The organism is Marinobacter sp. B-12 (assembly GCF_056857915.1).
This window is the reverse complement of record NZ_JBSXOB010000064.1, coordinates 180,827-204,560: the sequence shown is the minus strand read 5'-3', so window position 1 is coordinate 204,560 and position 23,734 is coordinate 180,827. Positions and strand designations below refer to the sequence as shown.

18 protein-coding genes and 2 riboswitches are annotated in these 23,734 nt (G+C 57.9%); of the genes, 7 read left to right on the top strand and 11 right to left on the bottom strand.

All coding sequences use genetic code 11. The features are described 5' to 3' along the window. Nucleotides 1-5: 5 nt before the first annotated feature. From AC13D2_RS19720 to AC13D2_RS19710, 3 genes are all read right to left on the bottom strand, one after another. Entirely contained in the window at nt 6-974 is a 969-nt protein-coding gene (locus tag AC13D2_RS19720) for a surface lipoprotein assembly modifier (RefSeq protein WP_300495971.1), read from the bottom strand. Between the two features lie 69 nt (nt 975-1,043). Next, the gene (locus AC13D2_RS19715) at nt 1,044-1,556 is read right to left on the bottom strand and encodes a hypothetical protein (RefSeq protein ID WP_292049197.1); all 513 of its coding nucleotides are present in this window, start codon (nt 1,554-1,556) and stop codon (nt 1,044-1,046) included. A gap of 87 nt (nt 1,557-1,643) precedes the next feature. Then, on the bottom strand, nt 1,644-2,516 hold the full coding sequence (locus tag AC13D2_RS19710; protein ID WP_292049196.1) for a sterol desaturase family protein: 873 nt from the start codon (nt 2,514-2,516) through the stop codon (nt 1,644-1,646). A gap of 91 nt (nt 2,517-2,607) precedes the next feature. Here AC13D2_RS19710 and AC13D2_RS19705 point away from each other — a divergent pair, with 91 nt between their 5' ends. Further along, nucleotides 2,608-3,510 carry a LysR family transcriptional regulator gene (locus tag AC13D2_RS19705; RefSeq protein ID WP_292049195.1) on the top strand — a complete coding sequence of 301 codons (903 nt, stop codon included), beginning with the start codon at nt 2,608-2,610 and terminating at the stop codon, nt 3,508-3,510. Here the strand turns inward: AC13D2_RS19705 and AC13D2_RS19700 are convergent. Beyond that, on the bottom strand, nt 3,500-4,444 hold the full coding sequence (locus tag AC13D2_RS19700; RefSeq protein WP_292049193.1) for a LysR family transcriptional regulator: 945 nt from the start codon (nt 4,442-4,444) through the stop codon (nt 3,500-3,502). The genes AC13D2_RS19705 and AC13D2_RS19700 overlap by 11 nt on opposite strands. A 189-nt stretch (nt 4,445-4,633) precedes the next feature. Here AC13D2_RS19700 and AC13D2_RS19695 point away from each other — a divergent pair, with 189 nt between their 5' ends. Further along, the gene (locus tag AC13D2_RS19695) at nt 4,634-6,145 is read left to right on the top strand and encodes a CoA-acylating methylmalonate-semialdehyde dehydrogenase (RefSeq protein ID WP_300495964.1); all 1,512 of its coding nucleotides are present in this window, start codon (nt 4,634-4,636) and stop codon (nt 6,143-6,145) included. Nucleotides 6,146-6,172: 27 nt separating this feature from the next. Next, nucleotides 6,173-7,840 carry a GMC family oxidoreductase gene (locus AC13D2_RS19690; RefSeq protein WP_300495961.1) on the top strand — a complete coding sequence of 556 codons (1,668 nt, stop codon included), beginning with the start codon at nt 6,173-6,175 and terminating at the stop codon, nt 7,838-7,840. A 38-nt stretch (nt 7,841-7,878) separates the two neighbouring features. On the opposite strand, the gene AC13D2_RS19685 is transcribed toward AC13D2_RS19690, so the two are convergent. Together AC13D2_RS19685 and AC13D2_RS19680 are read right to left on the bottom strand one after the other, a co-directional pair. Then, nucleotides 7,879-9,000 (bottom strand): ribonucleotide-diphosphate reductase subunit beta, encoded by a 1,122-nt coding sequence (locus tag AC13D2_RS19685; protein ID WP_300495958.1) that lies wholly within the window; start codon nt 8,998-9,000, stop codon nt 7,879-7,881. Then, nucleotides 8,972-11,737, bottom strand: a complete 2,766-nt coding sequence (locus AC13D2_RS19680) for a ribonucleoside-diphosphate reductase subunit alpha (protein ID WP_300495956.1) — start codon at nt 11,735-11,737, stop codon at nt 8,972-8,974. Before AC13D2_RS19680 ends, AC13D2_RS19685 begins: the two co-directional genes overlap by 29 nt. Before the next feature lie 110 nt (nt 11,738-11,847). Beyond that, nucleotides 11,848-12,041: riboswitch (cobalamin riboswitch) on the bottom strand. Nucleotides 12,042-12,166: 125 nt separating this feature from the next. Between AC13D2_RS19680 and AC13D2_RS19675 the strand changes: the two genes are divergently transcribed. Further along, nucleotides 12,167-12,901, top strand: a complete 735-nt coding sequence (locus tag AC13D2_RS19675; RefSeq protein WP_300495953.1) for a DUF3047 domain-containing protein — start codon at nt 12,167-12,169, stop codon at nt 12,899-12,901. Here the strand turns inward: AC13D2_RS19675 and nhaB are convergent. The 5 genes from nhaB to AC13D2_RS19650 form a co-directional block, all read right to left on the bottom strand. Further along, on the bottom strand, nt 12,888-14,393 hold the full coding sequence (gene nhaB, locus AC13D2_RS19670; RefSeq protein WP_300495950.1) for a sodium/proton antiporter NhaB: 1,506 nt from the start codon (nt 14,391-14,393) through the stop codon (nt 12,888-12,890). The genes AC13D2_RS19675 and nhaB overlap by 14 nt on opposite strands. Before the next feature lie 254 nt (nt 14,394-14,647). Beyond that, entirely contained in the window at nt 14,648-16,750 is a 2,103-nt protein-coding gene (locus AC13D2_RS19665) for a TonB-dependent siderophore receptor (RefSeq protein WP_300495947.1), read from the bottom strand. A gap of 111 nt (nt 16,751-16,861) precedes the next feature. Beyond that, nucleotides 16,862-17,800, bottom strand: coding sequence for an AraC family transcriptional regulator (locus AC13D2_RS19660; RefSeq protein WP_300495944.1), 939 nt, complete (start codon nt 17,798-17,800; stop codon nt 16,862-16,864). A 23-nt stretch (nt 17,801-17,823) separates the two neighbouring features. Continuing rightward, complete coding sequence (locus AC13D2_RS19655; protein ID WP_300495942.1) at nt 17,824-19,068, bottom strand: D-amino acid dehydrogenase; 1,245 nt, start codon at nt 19,066-19,068, stop codon at nt 17,824-17,826. 163 nt (nt 19,069-19,231) lie between these two features. Next, nucleotides 19,232-19,330: riboswitch (glycine riboswitch) on the bottom strand. A 149-nt stretch (nt 19,331-19,479) separates the two neighbouring features. Continuing rightward, nucleotides 19,480-20,256, bottom strand: coding sequence for an SDR family NAD(P)-dependent oxidoreductase (locus AC13D2_RS19650; RefSeq protein WP_300495939.1), 777 nt, complete (start codon nt 20,254-20,256; stop codon nt 19,480-19,482). A 473-nt stretch (nt 20,257-20,729) separates the two neighbouring features. On the opposite strand from AC13D2_RS19650, the gene AC13D2_RS19645 reads away from it, so the two are divergent. The 3 genes from AC13D2_RS19645 to AC13D2_RS19635 are packed head-to-tail and all read left to right on the top strand — an operon-like array spanning nt 20,730 to nt 23,734. Further along, nucleotides 20,730-21,695: a tripartite tricarboxylate transporter substrate binding protein gene (locus tag AC13D2_RS19645; protein WP_292049179.1), complete on the top strand. Its 966-nt coding sequence runs from the start codon at nt 20,730-20,732 to the stop codon at nt 21,693-21,695. 33 nt (nt 21,696-21,728) lie between these two features. Then, nucleotides 21,729-22,202 carry a tripartite tricarboxylate transporter TctB family protein gene (locus AC13D2_RS19640; protein WP_292049178.1) on the top strand — a complete coding sequence of 158 codons (474 nt, stop codon included), beginning with the start codon at nt 21,729-21,731 and terminating at the stop codon, nt 22,200-22,202. Further along, on the top strand, nt 22,199-23,734 hold the full coding sequence (locus AC13D2_RS19635; protein ID WP_292049176.1) for a tripartite tricarboxylate transporter permease: 1,536 nt from the start codon (nt 22,199-22,201) through the stop codon (nt 23,732-23,734). The genes AC13D2_RS19640 and AC13D2_RS19635 overlap by 4 nt, the downstream gene beginning before the upstream one ends.

Genomic DNA, 23,734 nt, shown 5'->3' with positions numbered 1-23,734 from the left:
GGGGTTCAGAAATCCGCCCTGAGTGTCACCCCCGCCACGGTCTTGTCGTAATCGGCGGAATCCACGTTCGAGGTATACTGGCCCCAGGAAACACTGGGCTCAACACTGAATACCTCGTTAAGCCCGATCCGCCAGCTGGCCTCCAGAATACGGGCTTTGTCCGCCCGCTCATTGCTCGAGCGTTCGGTAAGGTCGCCGGTCAGAGGGTCCGTCAGAACCGGATCGGTGCTGGTGACGGTCACCTCTTCATATTCTCTGTCCTCATAGCGCCAGCCAAACCGCAACCGGTTTTCCTCGCCGGCCAGGGTAAACCGATGCACCAGCGCTACCCGAACCCGAAACAGGTCGTTGTCGTAGGCTTTCGCCTCCGCATCTTCGCGATCACCGTCGAGGCCGATTAGAAAGTGGCTCTGGGCCTGGTTGAAAAAGAAAAACGCATCCAGGCTGGCACCTTTTATCTCGGCATCCCGCGCATCACTGTCATCAAATTCCTTGCGCTTGTCCTGCAGGCTGCCCCGCAGATAAACGTCCTCCGCGAGCAGGCTGCCCAGGTAGACACTGGCACGCCGGAAATCAAGGAATGGGTCCGATCCCAGGGTTGCGTGGGAATAGTAATAACTGGTGCCAACGGTGACCGGGTCGAAGTCATAACTGACATCGGCCGACAGCAGGTGAATGTTTTGATCGAATTCATCAAGGTTCTGGTACCGTCTGCCCGAGAGCGAATAGCCGAGCGTCACGTTCAATCGCTCGGTGGGTTTCAGGATACCTTCCAGACCGGCGTCGAAAACCCAGGCCTGATCGCTCTCATCGGCGGACGTGTTCAGTTCGTCCACGGTCACGTTGCTGTCGTGCTCATAACCGCCTTCAAGATATCCAGTCGCCGACGCTTTCTCCTGCGCCTGAACCATCAATGCCGGTGACGCCAAGCCAATGGCCAGCGGCAATGTCAGAATACGTGGAATCAGCTGCATGTCTGCTCCTTTAAGTTGGGCGTCCAAAAGAAAGCCGGGCCATAGGGCCCGGCGAGTCTGGAGGAATTGTTACAGTAGGCCGCCACTGCCGGACCCTTTCACGGTCCCCTTGACGGTGCTCTGCACTTCACTCCGGACGCTCTCAGATACTGACGTTCCGATCTGCTGATTGGTTTCAGCGCGAATCTCGGCATTTCGAGCCTCATTCATGCGCTCTTGCGCCTGTTCGCGCTTCTCACCGGCTTCATCGCGAGCTGTATCCGCTGTGGCATCAGCGGTTGCTCGCACTTTCTCGCCAGTTTCGACACCGGCGCTGACCGCCTGATTGGCCCTTCCGCGGGCTTCTTCGCTGGCCGCCTGGCGTTGGTCGGCAGCTTCGTCTCGAGCGGCTTCGCCGTTGACACTGCCCTCTGCGCTTGCAGAGGCACCACCGTTCGCGGAAACACCGTTGCGGGTGCTGGCTTCCGCACTCATGTTGGTCTCAGCCTGCGCGTTGGCATTGGCCGAGCCAGACCCTTCAGCGGCGAAAGCGCCGGTGGAAAGGATGGAACAGATTGCGAGTGTCAGTACGTGCTTTTTCATGGTTACGTCCTCCTGATTTACCCGTTTCGGGTGGCTTTCATCAGGGAGACGGCTGAGCCTGGTGTTTATTCCAAAAAAATTCACCGTCTAGGTTTTTGGCACGTAAGAGCGGACATCCCAGCAGAAATAGCGTTTCAGCACACTGTTCGCCTCCAGCTCTTTCTGGCGCCAGCCGTAGACCTTGGGTTTGCTGGTTTCAATGGCGAGGGTGCCAAACACCAGCCAATCGTAGATCGCCAGTGTGGAGGTCACATTCTTCGCTGAATTGGGCCCGCGGGCATGATGATGGTGATGCTGAGTGGGAAACACCAGAATGTGCGCCAGTGCCCACATGGTCCTGCGCACCCAGGCCCAGCGGTGGTTGTGGAAGTACAGGTCATAGTTCCAGTTCACATGAGTATGGGCCGCCCATAGACCCTTGAAGGCGGTGGCAATCAGGAACACCTCTACCAGCCCCAGATAGAGGCACAGCAACTGAAAGGTGTAATTGGGCATGATCAACCACCAGGCCCAGCCGTTGACGAAGGTCTGCGTTACCGTCAATTGGCCCTTGTTGTCCTGGCCCCCCGACATGTGGTGCGGGCGGTGGCTCATCTTGTAAAACGCCTGAACCCATTGCAGAACACGGTTATTGGGTCGGCGCCGGTGGGCAAACAGGTGGAAACTGCCGTGGATAAACTCCTCCACGCAGAAAAACACAATCAATGTGGGCCAGAAATACGACTGCTCGAGCCAGGCCAGTGAACCGGCGCTGCCGGGAAGCAACGTTGACAGGCCAAGCGTCAGCAATAGCAGCACCAGCGGCCGCTGCACGGCCACCATCATGAACGTGGCCAGGAACGCCATGCGCCAGTCCTGCTTATTCTTTCGGCCGTCACGGGTACGGCCGCTTAGCACCTCCCAGAGGGCGGTGACCACAATAAAAGCCGTAACCAGCATCGTCAGTTTCTGATCATCCATTATTGTTCTCCGAGACGAGGGTTTGTACGTCTTCTGACGCTACTGGGGAGAGCTATATTTTTCTATTCAATATTTGCTATAAGTATTATCCATGAAACTGAATTTACGAAGTGTCGATCTCAACCTGCTGCCGGTCTTCGACGCCATAATGGAAGCCGGGCAGCTCTCCCGCGCCGCCGATTCCCTGGGCATGAGCCAGCCGGCGATCAGTGCCGCATTGCAGCGCCTGCGTCATACCCTGGGTGATCCCCTGTTTGTGCGTACCCATCAGGGTATGGTGCCGACGCCCCGCGCCCGTGAGCTGCACAGAAGTCTCAGCCAACAACTGGGGGCCATGCGGGACACGCTGGACCCGGCCAATCGCTTTGTGCCCGGGACCAGCCAGCGACGCTTTCGCGTGCTCAGCAACGACTATTTCGAAATGGTGGTGTTACCAACGTTACTGACCCGCCTGAGAAGCGAGGCGCCCAATGTGGTGGTGGAGGTTGCCCTGGCCGGCGATGACATGCCCCAGAGGCTGTATACCGCCGAAGCGGATCTTGCCGTGGATGCCTTTGCAACGGAGAACGATCGATTACGGCGGCAAGTGCTTCTGGCGGAAAGGCTTGCAGTGGTGGCACGAAAAGACCACCCCGATCTGCGGGGCGATTGCAGCAAGCAGCAGTTTCTGGACGCCGAACACGTCGTACTGCCGGATCGGAACCGGCGCTTGCCCCTGGACCAGATCCTCAACGAACCGGGTTGGCAACGGAGAACCGGGGCGAGGGTCACCCAGTTCGCCAGTATGCTGGCCACCTGCAGCCGCTCCGACATGATTGCCACGGTGCCCGAACGTCTGGCCCAACAGTACGCCCGCGCATTCGGGCTGAAGACCCTGCCGTTTCCGGTAGAGGTGCCCCCGTTACCCGTCTACCTGCTTTGGGCCCCCGTCATGGACAGCGACCCGGCCCACGAGTGGTTCCGCCAGCATCTGATGGAAAGCGTCACAGGCTAATGGGCCGGCTTTCACGATCGATGTCATCAAGAGTTTCAAACAACCACACACCGGCAAGAGCCTCCAGTGCCTCTGCAATCACCAGCTCGTCCTCACGGTCCTTGCGCCAGATAAAACTCAGGGCACAGGGGATGCGCACGCCATCCACAACGACCAGCCCCCGTTCCTGTCGCTCTGCCATTGCCAGGGCATCCCGGGCCAGGCTGAGCCCGACGCCCGCCCTGACCAGATCCAGCATGCAGGCTTCCTGGTCGACCTGTGCCACCCCATTTGGAACCAATCCGTGAGGCGCCATTGCGTCAGCCAATAATCGATTGTGCACTGAATCCGGCGGCGTCACGATCCAGGGCAGCCCGGCGAGGCTCGACCAGCGACTGTCCGCCACCCGTGATGCCCATCCCGCCGGTGCAATAACGTGATAGTCAAACCGGGTCAGCTCTCTGTACATTAACTCTGGCGACGACTGTCCAGCGCCCAGACCTGGTGGGGCAAGAAAAAACCCCACGTCCAGGCTGCCATTGCGAACCTGTTCCAGAACCCGGCCACTCATCCCCTGATGCAGCTCGGTTTCAAGTTGCGGCGCGCGAGCCACCAATTGGCGTAGAAACGACCCCAGGCGGATAAATTCCGGATCCACGATGGTGCCAATCTTAAGGCGTCCACGAACCGTGCTGTGCAATGCCTGGGCGCTTTGCTCAAATGCGGCTATTCCCGCCAACGCCTTTTCGGCCACCGGCAACAGGTTTTGGCCATCCGCACTCAGCACCAAACCCTGCGGCTTACGCCGAAAAAGCCTGAGGCCAAGATCATCCTGCAGCTGTTTCAGTTTCAGGCTCACAGCCGGCTGTGTCAGATGCAGTCGCTCGGCAGCCCTGGAAACACTCCCTTCACGAGCCACACACACAAAGGCGCGTAATCCCTGCAAGTGCTGCATAGCCGTCTCCTCTTCAGAATTACAATATAAGAATTACTTATATCATGATTTAAAATAACTCAATTGCTTCGGTACCTGACCGACCGTAAATTATCTGTTCAATTATTATCCAACGGCGACGAATGCCCTGATTAATGGCTTCTAGAACCCTTACAAAAAAACTGAATCAAAAAGCAGGTAAAGACAACCATGAGCACTCCAACGATCCAGCATTATATCAATGGGCAAATTTCAGAAGGCAGATCCGGCCAGACTCAGGACGTATTCAATCCCGCTACCGGCAAAGTCTCGGGCCAGACCGCTCTTGCCAACCGTGGTGATGTTGATCAGGCCGTGGCCGCTGCGTCTGCCGCCTTCCTAAGTTGGGCGGACACCCCACCGATTCGTCGCGCACGTGTCATGTTCAGGTTCCTGGAGCTGCTTAACCAACACAAAGACGAACTGGCCGAAACGATTACTCGCGAACATGGCAAGGTCTTCACCGACGCCCAGGGGGAAGTTGCCCGGGGCATCGACATTGTCGAATTCGCTTGCGGCATTCCACAGCTTTTGAAAGGCGATTACACCGACCAGGTCAGCACTGGCATCGACAACTGGACCATGCGCCAGCCGCTGGGTGTGGTTGCCGGCATCACTCCCTTCAACTTCCCGGTGATGGTGCCCATGTGGATGTTCCCGGTGGCGATCGCCGCCGGTAACACATTCGTACTCAAACCGAGCCCGATCGATCCCAGCGCTTCTCTGATGATTGCTGACTTGCTTCAGAAGGCCGGGTTGCCCGACGGCGTTTTCAACGTCGTGCAGGGCGACAAGGGCGCCGTGGAGGCCCTAATTGAGCACCCGGACGTTATGGCGCTGAGTTTTGTCGGCTCTACTCCGATTGCCAATCTGATCTACGAAAAAGGCGCCCGCCACGGCAAGCGCATTCAGGCTCTCGGCGGCGCCAAGAACCACATGGTGGTTATGCCCGATGCCGATCTGGACAAAGCCGTGGATGCACTCATTGGCGCTGGTTACGGAAGTGCCGGCGAACGCTGCATGGCAATCAGCGTGGCGGTTCTGGTCGGTGATGTCGCTGACAAGCTGATCCCCAGGCTGGCAGAGAGGGCGCGGAGCCTAAAGGTCAGGAACGGCATGGATCTGGACGCCGAAATGGGTCCGATTGTCAGTGCCAGCGCTCACCAGCGCATTACCGGTTATATTGATAAAGGTGTTGCTGAAGGCGCTGAACTGGTGGTCGACGGCCGCGACTTCGATGCAGCGTCAACGGGCGAAGGCTGTGGCGAAGGTTTCTGGATGGGTGGCACGCTGTTTGATCACGTCACTCCGGAGATGACGATTTACCGGGAAGAGATCTTCGGCCCGGTGCTGGCCTGTGTGCGGGTTCCCGATGTTGCGACTGCCATCCGCCTGATCAATGATCATGAATTCGGCAACGGTGTCAGCTGTTTCACCGAGAGCGGCAGCGTCGCCCGTGAATTTGGCCGTCGCATTCAGATTGGCATGGTCGGCATCAACGTACCCATTCCGGTTCCCATGGCCTGGCACGGATTCGGTGGCTGGAAACGCTCGATGTTTGGCGACACCCATGCCTACGGTGAAGAGGGCGTAAAATTCTACACTCGGCAGAAATCCATTATGCAGCGCTGGTCAGACTCCATTGATGCCGGCGCCGAGTTTGTGATGCCAACCGCCAAGTAACACGCAAACCAGTCCGGGAGACAGACCATGTCCAATAACAACAATGCACACGGGCAGCACGAGTTTGACTACATCGTCGTCGGGGCCGGCTCTGCCGGCTGCCTGCTGGCCAACCGTCTGAGCGCCGACCCTGCCAACCGGGTGCTGCTGATCGAGGCGGGTGGCCGTGACAACTACCACTGGATCCATATTCCAGTAGGCTACCTCTATTGCATCGACAATCCGCGCACTGACTGGCGCTTTCGCACCGAGCCGGACCCCGGCCTGAACGGTCGATCACTGATCTACCCCAGGGGGAAAACCCTGGGTGGCTGCTCCAGCATCAATGGCATGCTCTACATTCGTGGCCAGGCCCGGGATTACAACCACTGGGCCGAGGTTACCGGAGAGCAGGCGTGGTCATGGAATAACTGCCTGCCCGACTTTATGCGTCATGAGGATCACTACCGGTTGGACGAAGAGGGCGACGCCGATCCGGAACACGGGAATTACCACGGCCACGGCGGTGAGTGGCGGATCGAGCATCAGCGGCTGAAATGGACCGTTCTGGAGGACTTTGCCAGCGCCTGCGTTCAGGCTGGCATTCCCCGGACCCGGGACTTCAACCGCGGCGACAACGAAGGCGTTGACTACTTCGAAGTCAACCAGCGCTCCGGCTGGCGTTGGAGTACCTCGAAGGCGTTCCTGCGGCCAGCCAGGACGCGCCCTAACCTGACACTGTGGCATTCCACCCATGTCATGGCGCTGGACATGGCGGCAGGTGAAATGCCCCGATGCACCGGCGTGCGTGTGGAGCGAGCGGGAGAGGGGGAAGTGACCGCCAACGCCCGCCGCGAAGTCATCCTCTCAGCCGGCGCTATCGGATCCCCCCAGTTGCTGCAGCTGTCGGGCATTGGCCCGGCGGATCTGCTTCGGGAGCACGATATCCCGGTTGTTGCCGACTTACCCGGCGTCGGCGAGAATCTTCAGGATCACCTACAGATTCGATCGGTCTACAAAGTTCGGGGCGCGAAGACCCTGAACACCATGGCCAATTCACTGATTGGCAAGGCACGAATTGGGCTGGAATATCTGCTTACCCGCTCCGGCCCCATGAGCATGGCCCCCTCCCAACTCTGTCTGTTTACCCGCAGTTCCGAAGAATATGAGCACGCCAACATCCAATACCACGTTCAGCCATTGAGTCTGGAGGCATTTGGCCAGCCGTTGCATGACTTTCCAGCCATTACCGCCAGCGTCTGTAACCTCAATCCGACGAGCCGCGGTACCGTGCGTATTCGTAGCAGAGACTCCAGAATCAAGCCCGCCATTGCCCCCAACTACCTGAACACCGAGGAAGACCGCAAGGTCGCTGCGGACTCTCTTCGGGTAACGCGCCGCATTGCAGAGCAACAGGCATTGGCGAAGTATGAGCCGGAAGAATTCAAGCCGGGCCTTCAGTACCAGACCGATGAGGAACTTACCAGGTTGGCTGGAGACATTGGCACCACGATTTTTCACCCTGTGGGAACCACCCGCATGGGGCGGGCAGACGACGACATGGCCGTCGTCGACCCCCACCTCAGAGTTCGTGGCGTCGCTGGCCTGCGCGTGGTGGATGCCGGCGTCATGCCGACCATCACCAGTGGTAACACCAACTCCCCCACACTGATGATTGCGGAGAAAGCAGCAGGCTGGATTCTGAACGGCACGTAAGTGCCGGCCAGCTTGCCGGACTGAAGGTCAGTAAGTTGCTACCACTCCAACTGCGCGCTGGTCTGGTACTCAATGACCCGGGTTTCGAAAAAGTTCTTCTCTTTGCGCAGGGTGGCCTGCTCATCCAGCCAGGGTGAGACGTTCTTCGCGCCCGGGAACGGTTCTTCCAGGCCCACGGTTCTGGCCCGGCGATTGGCCACAAAACGAAACTGCTCGCTGTGGTACTCCGCGGAATAGCCCAGAATCGGATCCCGCAGGATGTAGTTGGCGTATGCGGTTTCAGCGGCTTCGGACTCGTCCCACATATCACGCACGGCTTTGGGGTCCAGGGTGATGTTTTCCTCTTCCAGGATCTGATTCACCACTTTCAGCCCGAACGAGAAGTGCATGGCTTCGTCCCTCAGGATGTACTGCAGTTGCTCACCGGTGCCCCGCATCAGGCCCCGGCGCTGCAGTGCGAAGATCGGGCTGAAGCCGTTGTAGAACCAGGCACCCTCAAATACCGCTGCGAAGAACAGGTATGACATGATGAATTCCTGCAGGTCGTCCTTGTTACGCAGGTTCATGTCAGAGCGCATGGCGGCATCCAGCCGCCGGTTGGCCATCTGGATCTTGCCGTTGATGGCTGGAACCACCCGATAGCGGTTGTAGATCTCGCTCTGGTCCAGGTTGAGGGTTTCAATGCAGTGCTGGTAGGCCCAGGTGTGCATGGCTTCCTCGTACACCTGCCGCGCCTGGTAAATCTGCAATTCCGGAGCACTCATTTTCTCCATCACCGCCAGGCCGATGTTACGCATCGCCAGGATGTCGGAGGTGGTGAGGTACGCCAGCACGTTCTCATACACGTGCTTTTCCGGGGCGGACAGGCGGTGGTGGTAGTCGTGAACGTCCTGCGCCATGTTCACATCCAACGGTGTCCAGTGGTTCTTGTTGGCATTCATGAAGTATTCCCAGGCCCAGGGATACTTGAAGGGTGCCAGCTGATTGATGTCGGTTTCGCCGTTGATAACGCGTTTGTCATCGACATTGACCGGGGCCGGACCCTCCTGGGCGCCCGGGCGGGTTTGGGTGTTTGGTTCGTCGTCCCAGTTAAGCATCTGTCTACCTCTAGAATCTTGGTGGCGGTCGGATTTACTGGCAGGCTTCGCAGTCCGGCTCATCAATGCTGCATACCTGTGGTTGCGGTGCTGCTACCGGCGCGGTTTTTTCGGCACCTGTGGCCCCCAGAGAGCGCAGGTAATAGGTGGTTTTCAGCCCCCGTTCCCAGGCCAGCTGGTACAACTCGTCCAGCTTCTTGCCGCTGGGCTCCGCCATGTAGAGGTTCAGGCTCTGGGCCTGATCCAGCCATTTCTGACGCCTCGCCGCCGCCTCCACCAGCCAGCGGGCATCGATCTCAAAGGCGGTGGCGTAGCGGGCCTTCAGTGCTGCCGGAATCCGGTCAATCTGCTGCACACTGCCATCGAAGTACTTGAGATCGTTGACCATCACGTTGTCCCACAAACCCTCTGCTTTCAGATCACGAACCAGCGATGGATTAACCACCGTGAACTCGCCGGAGAGGTTCGATTTCACGAACAGGTTCTGGTACGCCGGTTCGATGGACTGGGAGACACCGACGATGTTGGAAATGGTCGCCGTTGGCGCAATGGCCATCACATTGCTGTTACGCATGCCATTGCGGGCGATGAGCTCCCGCACGGGAGTCCAGTCGAGGCGCGTGTCGGTGTTAAGGCTCAAATCGCCCTCACGACGGTTCGCCTTTAGCAGGTTGATGGAATCAATGGGTAAGATCCCCTCGTGCCACAGTGAGCCCTCATAGGTCTCATAGGCACCGCGTTCGCCGGCCAACACCGCCGAGGCCCGGATCGCGAAATAACTGATCTGCTCCATCGCCACATCGGCAAACTCCACCGCTTCCGCGCCGGTATAGGGCAGATTGAGTCGATACAACGCATCCTGGAAGCCCATCAGGCCGAGACCAACAGGCCGATGCTTGAAATTCGAGTTCCTGGCCTGTGGGACCGCGTAGTAATTGATGTCGACCACGTTATCAAGCATTCGGACTGCGGTATTGACCGTGCGTTCGAGGCGCTGGACGTCGAGCCCACCGTTGTGGACATGAGCCGCCAGATTGATCGAGCCCAGGTTGCAGACCGCGATTTCATCCGCACTGGTGTTCAGGGTGATTTCGGTGCATAGATTGGAGCTGTGCACCACGCCCCAATGCTGCTGAGGCGAACGCAGGTTGCACGGGTCCTTGAAGGTAATCCACGGATGACCGGTCTCGAACAGCACGGTCAGCATCTTGCGCCAGAGCTGTTTGGCGGACACCGTCTTGAACAGAGTAATCTCGCCCCTGGCCGCCATCGCTTCGTATTCCTGGTACCGCTCCCTGAAGGCGTTGCCGTACAGGTCATGCAGGTCCGGAGTGTCGTTTGGCGAGAACAGGGTCCAGTCCTGATCACTGCGCATGCGTTCGATCAGCAGGTCCGGTACCCAGTTAGCGGTGTTCATGTCGTGAGTACGACGACGTTCATCGCCGGTGTTCTTGCGCAGCTCCAGGAACTCCTCGATATCCAGGTGCCAGCTTTCCAGATAAGCACACACGGCACCCTTGCGCTTGCCACCCTGATTCACCGCCACCGCCGTGTCGTTCACCACTTTCAGGAATGGCACCACGCCCTGGCTGCTGCCGTTGGTCCCCTTGATGTGGGAGCCCAAAGCCCTGACTGGCGTCCAGTCGTTACCCAGACCGCCGGCCCATTTGGACAGCATGGCGTTGTCGCGGATGGCGCCGTAGATGCCCTCCAGGTCATCCTGAACGGTGGTGAGGTAGCAGGATGAAAGCTGGGAATGGCGGGTACCACTGTTGAACAGGGTCGGCGTGGAGGCCATGTAGTCGAAGGACGACAACAGATCATAGAACTCTATGGCCCGTGTATTAGGGTCATCTTCCTGCAATGCCAGACCCATGGACACGCGCATGAAGAAAACTTGGGGCAATTCCAGCCGGTCACCTTTCCAGTTGAGGAAATAACGGTCGTAGAGGGTCTGCAGGCCCAGGAAGCCAAACTGATCGTCCCGCTCCGGCTTGAGGGCAGCACCCAGGCGTTCCAGGTCGAACGCCGCCATGGCGTCATCCAGCAGTTCGTAGTGGATACCCTGCTCAATGAAGCTGCTCAGGGCCTGCGGGTATATTTCCGCCAACGGCAGGCTGAGGGGCAGCTTGAGGGCGGTCGCGGTTTCCAGCCGCAGTTGTTCCAGCAGCAGACGAGCGGTCACGGCACTGTAGTCCGGTTCCTGTTCGATGCGGCCACGGGCGGTCATGATCAGGGCGGACAACACCTCTTCCTCGGCAATACCGTCGTACAGGTTCCGCAGCGCCCCTTCCACCAGGGATTCGCCATTGATGCCCTCCAATCCCTGACTGGCACGCTCCACCTGGACCTTCATCAGTCCCAGATCCAGCGGCGCGGCCTCACCGTTGGTTTTTTTCACCGTTAACGTGGGATGGGCCTCCACCGGCGCCAGGCTGGCCCGCTCCTGGGCATGGGCTTCCCGGTAGAGCACGTAGGCGCGAGCCACTTTCTGCTCCTCCGCCCGCATCAGCGCCAGCTCCACCTGGTCCTGGATATCTTCAATGTGCACCTTGCCGCCGGCTTTCAAGCGTCGGCTGATGGCCTGCATGACCTGATGGGTAACCTGTTCCACGGAATCGTGGATACGGGCCGAGCCTGCCGCATCATCGCCTTCGACGGCAAGAAACGCTTTGGTCACGGCAACACTGATTTTGCTGGCGTCGAATCCAACCAGGGCGCCATTACGTTTAATAACCTGTAGGGAGGCAGTGTTGGTTGAGGCAGATTGGCCGGGCTCGGCCAGGGTGGCAGTGGACATGTCGGTGCTCCTGAGTACGCGTTTATGCCAAGACCTTCGCGTACGCAGGGGCGAGCATTGCTCTGAACAGAGACAACGCAAAACCGATCTGCTCACCTTGATACGCGAAGGTGCAGTTGTATTCCCTGGCAGGTCTTCGGACTCAGGGGCGTGAACCTGTTGGCTCGGCCTTGCGTGGCGACTTCCCGGCATTCGCCAGTGTCTTTATGCCACGCTCGTTCCCCAATACCGCTGCGCGTCAGTTCCGGAGTCTCACCGGATTCCCGGTACCACGATCATCATGACGAGGGCGATCTCAGATTGATCAACCTTTGTTCACTATATCTGGTACTAAGCCAAGGATATAAACACTATATAGGCTAAGATAAATCACAACAAGGCACTTTTTCGACGGTGTCCGGTCAGTAGCAGAACCCATAGGAGACATCCATGAACAACACCCGACAAAACCTGGTTGCCACTATTGCCCTGATGTTTCTGGCAACCACGGTTCAGGCAGATACCGGAAAAACCTCGCTGGTTAATGCGTTCTCGACCATGACCTCGCTGGACGAAGGTTGGGAGCCACTCAAGTTTCCGAATATAGACCGCCACAGCCGCTATCTGTTGACGGACGACAACGGTGAACAGGTGGTCAAGGCCACCACGGAGAACAGCGCCTCCGGGCTGATTGCGAGGGTATCCGTCGAACCCGGGGATTCGCTGATCCTGCGTTGGCGGTGGAAAGTGTCGAACGTCTATGAGCAGGGAAATGCCCGCACAAAGCAGGGTGATGACTACCCTGCACGAATCTACGTGGCCTTCGAGTTCGAGCCGGACGAAGCCGGCTTTTTCGAGCGCGCCAAACGCAAGACCGTGGAAGTGGTGTTCGGGGAGGAACTGCCGGGCAATGCGCTGAACTACATCTGGGCCAACCGGCTGCCGGTTGGCGAGATCGTTGCCAATCCCTTCACCGATACCACGATGATGGTGGCGGTGAACTCCGGTGCCACCAACACGGGCGAATGGGTCACGGTGGAGCGGGACATCGTCGCGGACTACCGCAAGGCCTTTGGCCGCAAGCCACCGAAACTCGTTGGTGTGGCCATTATGTCGGATTCCGACAATACCGGAGCCTCTGCCACCGCGTGGTATGGCGATGTCAGCCTGGTCAAACCAGATTGACGACGCAAAACAGACCCACCGTACCCATAACGATGGTATAGGGAAACGCCATCACAACCATCCGCCCGTAGGACAATCGCACCAGCGGGGCGATTGCAGACGTCAGCAGGAACAGAAACGCCGCCTGGCCGTTGGGGGTCGCCACGCTGGGCAGGTTGGTGCCGGTGTTGATGGCAATGGCCAGCTCCTGGAAATGCTCGTAGTCGATACTGCCAGCATCCAGCGCCTGTTTGATTTCACTGATATAGACGGTGGCTACGAACACATTGTCGCTGATCATCGACAACAGCCCGTTGGCAATAAAGAACATGCCCGGCTGCTGGTCCTGCGGCAGGCTGAGCACAAAATCGATGATCGGCTTGAACAGGTGTTGCTCGTGAATCACCGCGACAATGGCGAAAAACACCACCAACAGCGAGGTAAACGGCAGCGACTCCTGAAAGGCCTTGCCGATCTGGTGCTCATCGGTAACACCGGTGAACGAGGTGATCAGGATAATCACCAGAAGGCCGATCAATCCCACCTCTGCCAGGTGAAACGCAAGCCCGACAACCAGCACCAGGGCCGCCATCGCCTGCACCCACAGGGCAGCCTGGTCGGCCTTTGTGCGCTTGGTGCGCTCGTTGTCAGCAAACTCTTCCAGTACCTGGCGAACGGGCTTCGGCAGGCGGGCGCCATACCCGAACCAGCGCAGCTTTTCCAATAGCCAGCACGTAGTCAGGCCAGCCACCAGCACCGGCAGGCTCACCGGCGCCATATGCAGGAAGAAACTGACAAAGTCCCACCCAACGACCTTGGCAATCAACAGGTTCTGGGGCTCGCCCACCATGGTAGCCACTCCCCCCAGTGCCGTACCAATGGCGCCGTGCATCAGCAGGCTACGCAGAAAGGCCCGGAACTTATCCAGGTCTTCCCGGTGTAGCTCGATCACGTGTTCATCGCTGTTGGCGTTGTGATCAGCGTGGTGATAGCCCTTGCCGGAGGCCACCTTGTGGTACACCGAGTAAAAACCGACAGCGACACTGATGATGACGGCGGTGACCGTAAGCGCGTCCAGGAATGCGGATAGAACGGCCGCGGCAACACAGAACAGCAGAGACAACGCAGATTTTGAGCGCACACCCACCAGGATCTGGGTAAACGTCACCAGCAGCAGCTCTTTCATGAAATAGATGCCAGCCACCATGAACATCAGCAGCAGGATGACCGGGAAGTTCACCAACACCTCGTGGTACACCGCGTCCGCTGACGTCATCCCCACTAACAGGGCTTCAATCGCCAGCAACCCACCGGGCAACAGTGGATAACACTTCAGCGCCATGGCCAGGGTAAAAATAAACTCTCCCACCAACACCCAACCGGCAACCGCCGGGCCAAGGGTCCAGACAATCAGGGGGTTGGCGATCAAGAAAAGCAGGATGACCTGTTTGTACCAGGCGGGTGCGTTACCCAGGAAGTTGTGGGTAAAGCCGGAGAGAACGGTTGTGGGCATTGCGGGAATCTTCTGAGTAAACGGTTTGTTGGAATTGTGTGGCAGAAGGCCCGCATCTTCCTTGATATTTGTGTAACCGGTAATCCCCCAAAGGTACAGGGTGAGTGCCTATTTGGTCTTAACATGAAACAAGGAAGAGTGGCCGGACGACCACTCAAAAGAGTTTCGTAATATTACTTAAAAACAGGGCCGGAATCGACTCTATTTTCAGCACTCAGGGTTTATGATGCCCATTATCACTTTCCGCTTACGGGTCAGAAACGGTAGGAAACCGACGCCGTAACGTTACGTTCTGCCCCGAAGTAACAGAACTCCAGACTGTTATAGCAGGACGCCACGTATTCCTTGTCCAGCAGGTTGTTCACGTTCAGCTGGGTAGAAACGCCTTCCAGGCCAAGCTTGCTGAAATCGTAGCCCAGGGCCAGATCCACCAGGGTGTAGTCCGGCACTTTTTTGGTGTTGGCGTCATCGGCGTAGATGTCCGCGATGTGACGGACACCCAGTCCGGCGTTGGCACCGTTGAGTACTCCCTGCGAGAACCGGTAGCCTGCCCACAGGGTCAATTGGTGTTCCGGCACCTGGCTGGCGGTATTGCCCTCGCGATAGGCTTCGGACTTCTCAAAGGTGACGTCCGTGAACGCATATCCAGCCTGGACATTCAGGTTCTCCGTCAGCTGTGCTTTGGCCTCCAACTCCACACCCTGCGACTCAATCTCGCCGATGCTGCGGTAGAAGGACTCCTGCGGCAGCTTGGTGGCCAGGTTTTCCTGGTGGATGCGGAACAACGAGAGCGTGTACAAATCCGTGGTTCCCACTGGCTGGTATCTCAGCCCGGTTTCAATCTGCTTGCCTTCGCTGGGGGCCAGCAGGTCGCCGTTCTCGTCGGTATAGGCACTGGGCGAAAACGACGTGGAGTAGGAGACGTAGGGGGCGATGCCGTTGTCGAACAGGTAGAGCAGCCCGGCGCGGCCACTGAACTGGGTTTCGTCCAGCTCTGCCACGACACCGCTGTCACGATTGGTGTTCTCGATCTCCACCCAGTCGTGACGGCCACCCAACGTCAGCCGCCAGCCGCCGGTAGCCAGTTGGTCCTGCAGATAGACCCCGGTTTGTTTCTGCTTGCGGAGATTGCGCTGCGGAGGATACAGGGCGGTGGGTTCAGCCCCGTACTCAGGATTGAAGGCATCGATGGCCGGAAAGGCGCCCGAAGGCCAGACCACGTCGTTTTCACGCTGTTGATAGTCCACCCCCACCAACACGGTGTGATCCACCGCGCCGGTCGTCACTTCCCCCTGGATCTGGTTATCGACGGTAAGTGCCTGCAGATCCTCCTCGCCACCGGAGTAGTAGCGGTTTAGCTCGGTGGCCGAGGCCCAGCCATAGGCATAGACCTGCTTCAACTCAACGTCCGAATCCAGATAGCGGGCTTTCTGCAAGGCGGACCAGTTACGGTTGATTCGATGCTCCAGATCGTACCCCACCATGGTCATATCGCGCCGGAACAGGTCGTAGTCCGGCTCGCCCTCAAAAAAGGTGTTGTCGATTTTCTGTCCGTTGCGGGACTCCACCGTGCCCTCGTACGGCAAACCGCTGTGGTAACCACCTTCCGGATCACGTTGAAGGTAGGCCAGCAGCGTCACGCTGGTATCGTCGGTCATGTCCCAGGTCAGCGACGGGGCAATGGCACGACGATCCAGTTCCACGTGGTCCTGTTGCGCATCGGCAGCGGAGACAATGCCGGTCACACGGTAGGCCACCCGTTGCTCATCATCCACCGGGCCGGTGACGTCAAAGGCAAAGCTACGCTGGGCGTTGTTGCCGAGCGAGACACGGATTTCTCCCCCGTCCCGGAACTCCGGACGCTTGCTGGTCAGGGCAACAATCCCTCCGGGGGAGCCCTGGCCGTAAAGAACGGAGGTCGGGCCTTTGACAATCTCGATGCGCTCAAGGAACCAGGGATCAATGGCAAAGGAGCTGTAGGAGCCACCGTCGTTCATCACCCGCAGGCCATCCAGATAGGTGTTGTTGATACTGCCATCGGAAAAACCGCGGAGAATCAGGTAATCGTAACGGTTGGAAGAGCCCACCTGGTTCGTACCCACACCCGGGGTATAGCTGGCGGCGCGCTGAACCGTGCGGGCGCCTTTTTCTTCCCAGTCTTCACGGCTGACAACGGATACTGATTGCGGGGTTTCAATCACCGGGGTATCGGTTTTCGTGGCGCTGCGGGTCGCTGTCACGTTTAACGCATCCAGCATTGTCGGCTCGCCCTGTCCCTGGGCAACGGTCACTGGTGCGCCGGTGACACCGATAAGGGTCACGGCAACCGCAAATGACAAACGGGAATGTCGGAACATGAAAACCTCACTTGGACCTAAAAATTATGTAATGAGAATTATTATCTTTTAGATCCAGGATTAGATATTCAATATGACAGATTGTGTATGAGAGGTGCCAAATCCGGCTACTCAGATGACATTTTTGGGGGAAACACCGAAGTGGCGTCGAAAGGCAGTGGCGAAATTGGTGGCGTGACGATAACCCGACCGGTGCGCCGCCTGCTGCACGGAGTAGCCCTGCTCCAGGTAATGCCAGGCCAGGTTCAGCCGGCATTTACGCAGATACCCGAACACCGACAATCCGTAGGTCGCACGGAATTTACTACGCAAACTGCTGGGACTCATTGCGGCACGGCGGGCGAGCTCTGTCAGGGCGTAATCGTCCGTCGGGGCGAATTCCAGCAGCTGACGAATGGCCTCCAGGCGCTGGTGCTCCTGGGTGGACGCGCGACTTTTCCGCTCAATCGCTGGCACCTTCTCCGGGAGACCATAACCCACCAACTGCAGCGCCAGGCCTTCCAGCACCAGCGTTTTCTGAAGCTCGGGCAGCCTGGCGCCAAGGGCTTGCTCAAGGGCCGTCATGAGAACCGGTGGAACGTTCCACAGCACCACCGGATCCTGCACCCCCCTGAGCAGGGCTCGCAGAGAACCCTGTTCGGTCTGCGCCGGCAATGGGCCGTCGGGATCAAAGGCCAGCACGATGGTTTCCAGACGTTGTCCGGCAGGCTGATAGGCTTCCAGCGCATATTCCGGTCGTAATTGCAGGCTGGCGGCCATGCCACACCCAAGCTCCCGCTGGACCGCACCGATCGACAGGCGAATGCGTCCTTCGAGCACGATCACCATCAACAGCGGCGCATGACCCAGCGACACCGATTCGTAGCTGTGGGAAATTGTCAGGTTGGAATGGGTAAAACGAAACCCCGAAGGTAGCGAGGTTTCATCAATCCGCCCCCGGGCGATGGTTGAATCGTCATCGGGGGCATCGTGACCATCGACACCGGGAAAGCGGTAGCTAATCCCATAGTCGCGGCCAAAAGCCAGGAAATCCTGCCTGCCGAACGACATTGATTCGGCACGATCGCCCAACACTAGCCAGCGGAACTCGCTGTCGTGCCTGACGACGCGGGCACAACGGCATCTGCCAGCAACTCAGCAGTGATCGCAGACAGGGTCCAGCCCAGATGACCATGCCCCGTGTTATAGAACACGGTGGGTAACCGACCCGGACCGACTCGCGGCATCATATTGGGCAACATGGGGCGCAGTCCCGCCCAGGGTACGACGCGGCGGGTACAAACCCCCGGGAAACACTGCTCGACCCATCGGGTGAGCGGCCGGATACGATCATCCCGGATATCACGGTTATAACCGCTGAATTCTGCCGTACCCGCAACGCGGAAACGATCATCTCCCAGCCGGCTGGTGACAATCTTGGTGGCGTCGTCCAGCAAACTGACGGTCGGTGCCGCTTCCTGGGAGGCTTGGTCGTCCAGCTCAACGGTGATGGAATATCCCTTCACCGGGTATATGTTGACTCGGTCCCCCAGCTTGGCGGCCAGTTCCCGGCTACCCACACCCGCACAGATCACCACACCATCAAAAGTGTCGCGGGTCTGCTCCTCGCCGTCATGGGAGGTTACCCAGGCATGGGACCCGTCCGCACTAAGCTCGGTCACCGAGTGTCCATAGCAGGTTTTGACGCCGAGGCGAAGAATGGCCTCCGCCAAGCCATTGGTGAACTTATGGATATCACCGGTTGAATCGCTTTCGGTGTAGAAACCGCCGTAATAGGTCCCTGCCAGCGTGGGCTCAATAGTGCGCATTTCCTCGGGTGTGACTGCCCGACGCTCCAGGCCGCCGGCGGCCAGCAACCTGGAAACATTCGCCGCATGGTCGAACCCGGCCTTGTCACGGTAGATATGGAGGATGCCCTGCTTCTTCAGATCAAAGTCGATCCCTTCGTTCTGCGCCCAGGCAAACAGGTGATCGCGAGCGGCAATCGCAAGGCGGGCGGTTTCCGTGGTGTTCTGTTCGTACTGGGGAATCGCGGCAATGAACTCGGCGAACCAGCTCAGTTTGTGCCAGGAAGGCTTGGGGTTGACCAGTAGCGGCGCATCCCTTCGGGACATCCACTTAAGGCCCTTGATGATGGTCTGCCAGTTGTTCCAGACCTCAGCGTTGGAGGCGGACAATTGGCCACCGTTGGCAAACGAGGTTTCCATTGCCGCATAGCGGTGTTTCTCGTAAACGGTGACATCCAGGCCGCGCTTGGCCAGGGTGTAAGCGGTGGTGATACCCGTGATGCCACCGCCAATAACTGCAATTCGCTTCATAACACTCTCCAGGGGCGTCCAGGGTTTCCTTTCTCCACAGCATGGTAGAAAGCACCCCTTCCGTCACTGGACCTGAGAGATTCACGCACCGTTCCAACGGAACCGGCCGCTTGCTCCTTCGGTGTGCCAACGGACGCAGTCGCCGGCAACTCTTCGGAAAGTATTCATGCTAGCGGTCCGTTTGCCTGAGAGTTTCCGGGGCAGTTGCTCCTTCGGCGCCGGTCGCAGGGGGGTGCGACGCGATCTCTCCCGCTAGCATGTCTGATTGGTAATTAACGCCAATCTGCATCGCAACATAGCAAATAACGCAGCTTCACAAAACCTTTATGCATGCATCTCGATCTTGCCAAGCCGGTGCTGGCCTTCATCGCGAGCGGCGATTCCCCCGCTACCTGCCTGGTTAAAAAGGTATCAGGGACACAACTGCCCACCGTTGACATCGATTACCTGGCCCGTGATGTAACCGCTGGCCGCATGAGAGGCCAGGAACAGGAAGGATGGAGCCACTTCTTCCGAGGTTCCCAGGCGGCCCATAGCAATCGTAGACGCAATCTTGCCGAGCAACTCTTCACTCTTGTCGGCATGGAAGGCGGTATCAATGGTACCGGGTGCCACGATGTTGAAGCGAATATGGTCCTTGGTAAATTCCTTGACCCAGTTGCGATGCAAGTTGTGCAGCATCGCTTTACTGCCGCCATAGAGGGACGCTCCGAGGCCGCCCCCCTCGCGTCCGGCAATGGAGCCGGTGCTGATCACGCTGGCAGTCTCGCCACGTTCTTCCGCTGAGGCTTTCAAGTGCGGCATGGCAAAGCGGGTGGTCATGATGACCGAGCGCAGGTTCAGGTTCATGACCAGATCGAAGTCATCGTCTTCAAGCGATTCGAGACCTTTTCGCACACCCAGCCCACCGGCGTTGTTCACCAGTACATCCAGCCCACCAAAACGATCCACGAATTCGCCAATCAAGGCCTCGCACTCACTGCTGTCACAAAGATCGTGCTCAAAGTACGCGAAGCGGACCTTTTCTTTCTCCAGATGTGAAATCAACTCCAGGGCGGCCTCATCTTTCTGACTACTGTTGATGCCGATGATGGCTCCCTGGCGGGCAAAAGCGATAGCCGCAGCGCGACCGATGCCCTTGGTAGAGCCAGTGATGAGGACTTTCTTGTTATTGAGATCTGAAAACATGGGGGTTCTCTCCTGCAATGGGGATTCAGTGATCGTGTGGCCGATTCAACCTGAAGAACGAATCCGGGTAGACGTTTTTTGCCGAAAATTTGGTCACCTGTTCACGTTACCTTTGCATTCACACAGCGTCAAACAAATATTTACAAATCAGGCTAGTTTTGCCAACTGACCGGACGAAAACAAGCTTCGATAGAAAAAGTTCGGTCAGCCGCCGATACACACTGCCACAAAGATGCAGAGAATATTGTCACTAAAAAACAGATATTTATGAACACTTTGTTAATATTATGGTCAGCATTTCAGAGCGAAAAACGGCCCTGTCGAAACAAAAAATCAGAAAAATAAGTTGTAATAACTTGTCTTTTTCTGAGTCATGGTGCACGCTTTCTATCGAGCTTTCAGAATCGATGCTGACCATCAGGTGTCATCGATGACTTGAGCTCACACCACAAATACAATAAGAGAGAAAATCGATGAACAAGCTCAAAAGACTTAGCTGTATCACTCTGTTCTCGGCAATCTCAACGATTGCCATCGCGGATAACTACCCTTCCAAGCCCATCACACTGATCGTGCCCTGGTCCGCCGGCGGCGGGACAGACGCTGTGGGTCGCCAGTTTGCGGCGGGCTTGCATGAAGAGCTGGGGCAACGGGTCAACGTCGTCAACCGTACCGGTGGGTCCGGCGTGATTGGCCATATGGCCATGAAGATGGCTCGTCCTGACGGTTACACGCTCGGTTTGGGAACCGCCGAAATCGCCACCTATCAGCATATCGGCACCGCTGACCTGTCCTATGAGGACTTTACGCCGATTGCACTGCTGAACCTCGACTACGCCGCCTTTACCGTCAACAACGACGCGCCATGGCAAACGTTGGACCAGGCGTTGAATGATCTTGCCCAGTCTCCCAATGAGTACACGGTATCCGGATCGGCGCCGGGTGCGGCCTATCACCTCTCCTTCGCAGGATTCCTCGATCAGCAGGACATCAATCCGAATACCGTCAATCTGGTACCCAGTGAAGGGGCTGCGCCCGGTCTACAGGAGTTGGCAGCTGGTGGCGTTGATATCGTCTTCTCGTCACTTCCTGAGATTGACTCTATGCGCAAGTCAGGTCGCGTGCGCACCCTGGCGGTGCTCGCCAATGAACGTCAGGAGCTCTTCCCGGACGTGCCGGCAGCGAAGGAAGTCACCGGAGACAGTTGGTCCCATGGTTCCTGGCGTGGTTTTGTTGGTCCCAAGGGACTGCCAGAGGATGTCCGCCAGCGACTCGAACAGGCAGCCGAGAAAGTCTGGAACTCCGATGACTTCCAGTCCTTCATGAGTAGTCGCGGCTTCGGCGCGGTGTGGAAAGGGCCTGAAGGGTTTCACCAGTTCATGGCCGAGCAGGACAGTAACAACAAGGCGACGATCGACAAGCTGGGATTGGGTCAGTAATGACACTCGCCCTCCTACTTGAGAGTGATCAATATGCGTACCAATGATGCAGTTTCAGGAGCAATAGCGGCAGCTCTCGGAGCTGCCCTCATTGTCGCCTCGGCGGATCTGAGCCCGCTTCCTCGACAGGTCTACGGTGCCGGAACCTTTCCGACAGTGACCGGCGTGCTGCTACTGCTGGTCGGAGGGCTTCTGGTTGTTAAGGGGCTGCGTGATCGGCAGCCGTGGATACGCTGGACCGCCAAGGTACCACTACGAGCCTTCCTGAAGGCGCTTGGCGCAGTGGTAGCAAGCGTGACCGCCTACATTCTGCTAACGCCGGTACTGGGTTTTCCAGTCGTCGCATTGGTTATTCTGAGTCTCCTGTTTCAGGTTTACTACCGCCGTGGCTGGGTACTGTCGGTCTCAATCGCGGGCATTTCAACGGCAGCGATCTGGGGCCTGTTTGCGCAGATGCTTTATGTGCCGCTGGAACCTGGACTACTTGAGTGGGTGCTCTATCCATGACTGACATCCTGGAAGCTATATCGCTGGTCGCCAGCTGGGACGTGATTCTCGTCATCGTCGCAGCGTCCCTGTTCGGGCTTTTCATGGGCGCCATACCCGGCCTGACAGCAACTATGGCCACGGCGCTACTGGTGCCGGTGACCTTCTTCATGGAACCCCTGCCTGCCATCGCCGCCATTGTCTCGGCAACCGCTATGGCCATCGTGGCGGGGGATATTCCCGGCGCGTTACTGCGCATGCCCGGAACACCGGCCTCCGCTGTCTACGCCGATGAAGCCTATCTGATGGGTAAAAAAGGAAAGCTGGGTCTTGCCCTCGGTATCAATGTGACCTGCTCTATGCTCGGCGGAATAATTGGCGTCATCGTCCTGGCACTGTTTGCCCCGCGGATTGCGGAATTTGCGCTGCAGTTCACCAGCGACGAGTATTTCTGGCTGGCGCTACTGGGGTTGTCCTGTGCCATCCTGGTGTCGGGCAAAGACCCGCTTAAAGGCGCCGTCTCGATGCTGATCGGCCTTACTATCGCCATGGTCGGAATGGACAGCGTATCCGGCCAGGTGCGTTTCACCTTTGGCAGTTACGACCTGCTGGCTGGTGTGTCCTTGTTGCCGATACTGATCGGGCTGTTTGCCATTACCGAGCTGCTTCGTAGCATTCCAGGTTCCGGGCATGGCGCTCCCAAAACCGATGTGCCTCCAGGTTGCGTGCTGAGCGGGGTTGGCTCCACGACCTGGCGTTACAAAGGTGGTGTGGCCCGTGGTGGGTTACTGGGCACCATGATCGGCGCCTTGCCAGGTGCCGGCGCTGATATCGCATCCTGGATCAGCTATGCGATCAGTCGCAAGCTGTCCCGTACACCGGAAAAATACGGAACCGGTCACCCGGAGGGACTCGTGTCGGCGAGTGCCGCCAACAATGCTGCCCTGTCAGGCGCCTATATACCGGCGCTCGTCTTCGGCATCCCCGGCGATACCGTAACCGCCATCATCATTGGTGTGCTGACCACCAAGGGCATTACCCCGGGACCCGATGTTTTCACCGAACAGGGTGCGTTGGTGAACGCCATCTTCCTGGTGTTCGTGCTGGCCAATCTGTTGCTGCTGCCCCTGGGAATCCTGGCCATCAAAGGCGCCGGCCGGCTCTTGACGGTGCCAACCGGTGTTCTTTATCCCCTGATTCTGATGTTTTGCATCGTGGGCGCCTTCTCCGCGAACAACACCATGTTCGATGTCTGGATCATGCTGGGGCTGGGGTTACTGGGTTACTTCCTGATGGAAAACGACTTCCCGCTCGGTCCGTTAATCCTGGCCTTCATTTTGGGACCGATTATCGAAAGCAATTTCATGCGCTCCATACTGAAGTCCGACGGTGACCTAATGGCCTTTGTCGATCGCCCCATCGCTATGGTGCTGGCCATTCTTGCAGTACTCGTTTGGACGCTGATCATCGCCAATGGGGTCCTGAAACCCCAGAGCAAAGGCGGGAGTACCGGGAAATCAAACGATGCATTGAACGTAGCGAATGGAAAATAA

Coding starts and splice junctions, on each gene's coding strand:
- AC13D2_RS19720 (WP_300495971.1), bottom strand. CDS start 974: ATGCAGCTGATTCCACGTATTCTGACATTGCCGCTGGCCATTGGCTTG.
- AC13D2_RS19715 (WP_292049197.1), bottom strand. CDS start 1,556: ATGAAAAAGCACGTACTGACACTCGCAATCTGTTCCATCCTTTCCACC.
- AC13D2_RS19710 (WP_292049196.1), bottom strand. CDS start 2,516: ATGGATGATCAGAAACTGACGATGCTGGTTACGGCTTTTATTGTGGTC.
- AC13D2_RS19705 (WP_292049195.1), top strand. CDS start 2,608: ATGAAACTGAATTTACGAAGTGTCGATCTCAACCTGCTGCCGGTCTTC.
- AC13D2_RS19700 (WP_292049193.1), bottom strand. CDS start 4,444: ATGCAGCACTTGCAGGGATTACGCGCCTTTGTGTGTGTGGCTCGTGAA.
- AC13D2_RS19695 (WP_300495964.1), top strand. CDS start 4,634: ATGAGCACTCCAACGATCCAGCATTATATCAATGGGCAAATTTCAGAA.
- AC13D2_RS19690 (WP_300495961.1), top strand. CDS start 6,173: ATGTCCAATAACAACAATGCACACGGGCAGCACGAGTTTGACTACATC.
- AC13D2_RS19685 (WP_300495958.1), bottom strand. CDS start 9,000: ATGAGCCGGACTGCGAAGCCTGCCAGTAAATCCGACCGCCACCAAGAT.
- AC13D2_RS19680 (WP_300495956.1), bottom strand. CDS start 11,737: ATGTCCACTGCCACCCTGGCCGAGCCCGGCCAATCTGCCTCAACCAAC.
- AC13D2_RS19675 (WP_300495953.1), top strand. CDS start 12,167: ATGAACAACACCCGACAAAACCTGGTTGCCACTATTGCCCTGATGTTT.
- nhaB (WP_300495950.1), bottom strand. CDS start 14,393: ATGCCCACAACCGTTCTCTCCGGCTTTACCCACAACTTCCTGGGTAAC.
- AC13D2_RS19665 (WP_300495947.1), bottom strand. CDS start 16,750: ATGTTCCGACATTCCCGTTTGTCATTTGCGGTTGCCGTGACCCTTATC.
- AC13D2_RS19660 (WP_300495944.1), bottom strand. CDS start 17,800: ATGTCGTTCGGCAGGCAGGATTTCCTGGCTTTTGGCCGCGACTATGGG.
- AC13D2_RS19655 (WP_300495942.1), bottom strand. CDS start 19,068: ATGAAGCGAATTGCAGTTATTGGCGGTGGCATCACGGGTATCACCACC.
- AC13D2_RS19650 (WP_300495939.1), bottom strand. CDS start 20,256: ATGTTTTCAGATCTCAATAACAAGAAAGTCCTCATCACTGGCTCTACC.
- AC13D2_RS19645 (WP_292049179.1), top strand. CDS start 20,730: ATGAACAAGCTCAAAAGACTTAGCTGTATCACTCTGTTCTCGGCAATC.
- AC13D2_RS19640 (WP_292049178.1), top strand. CDS start 21,729: ATGCGTACCAATGATGCAGTTTCAGGAGCAATAGCGGCAGCTCTCGGA.
- AC13D2_RS19635 (WP_292049176.1), top strand. CDS start 22,199: ATGACTGACATCCTGGAAGCTATATCGCTGGTCGCCAGCTGGGACGTG.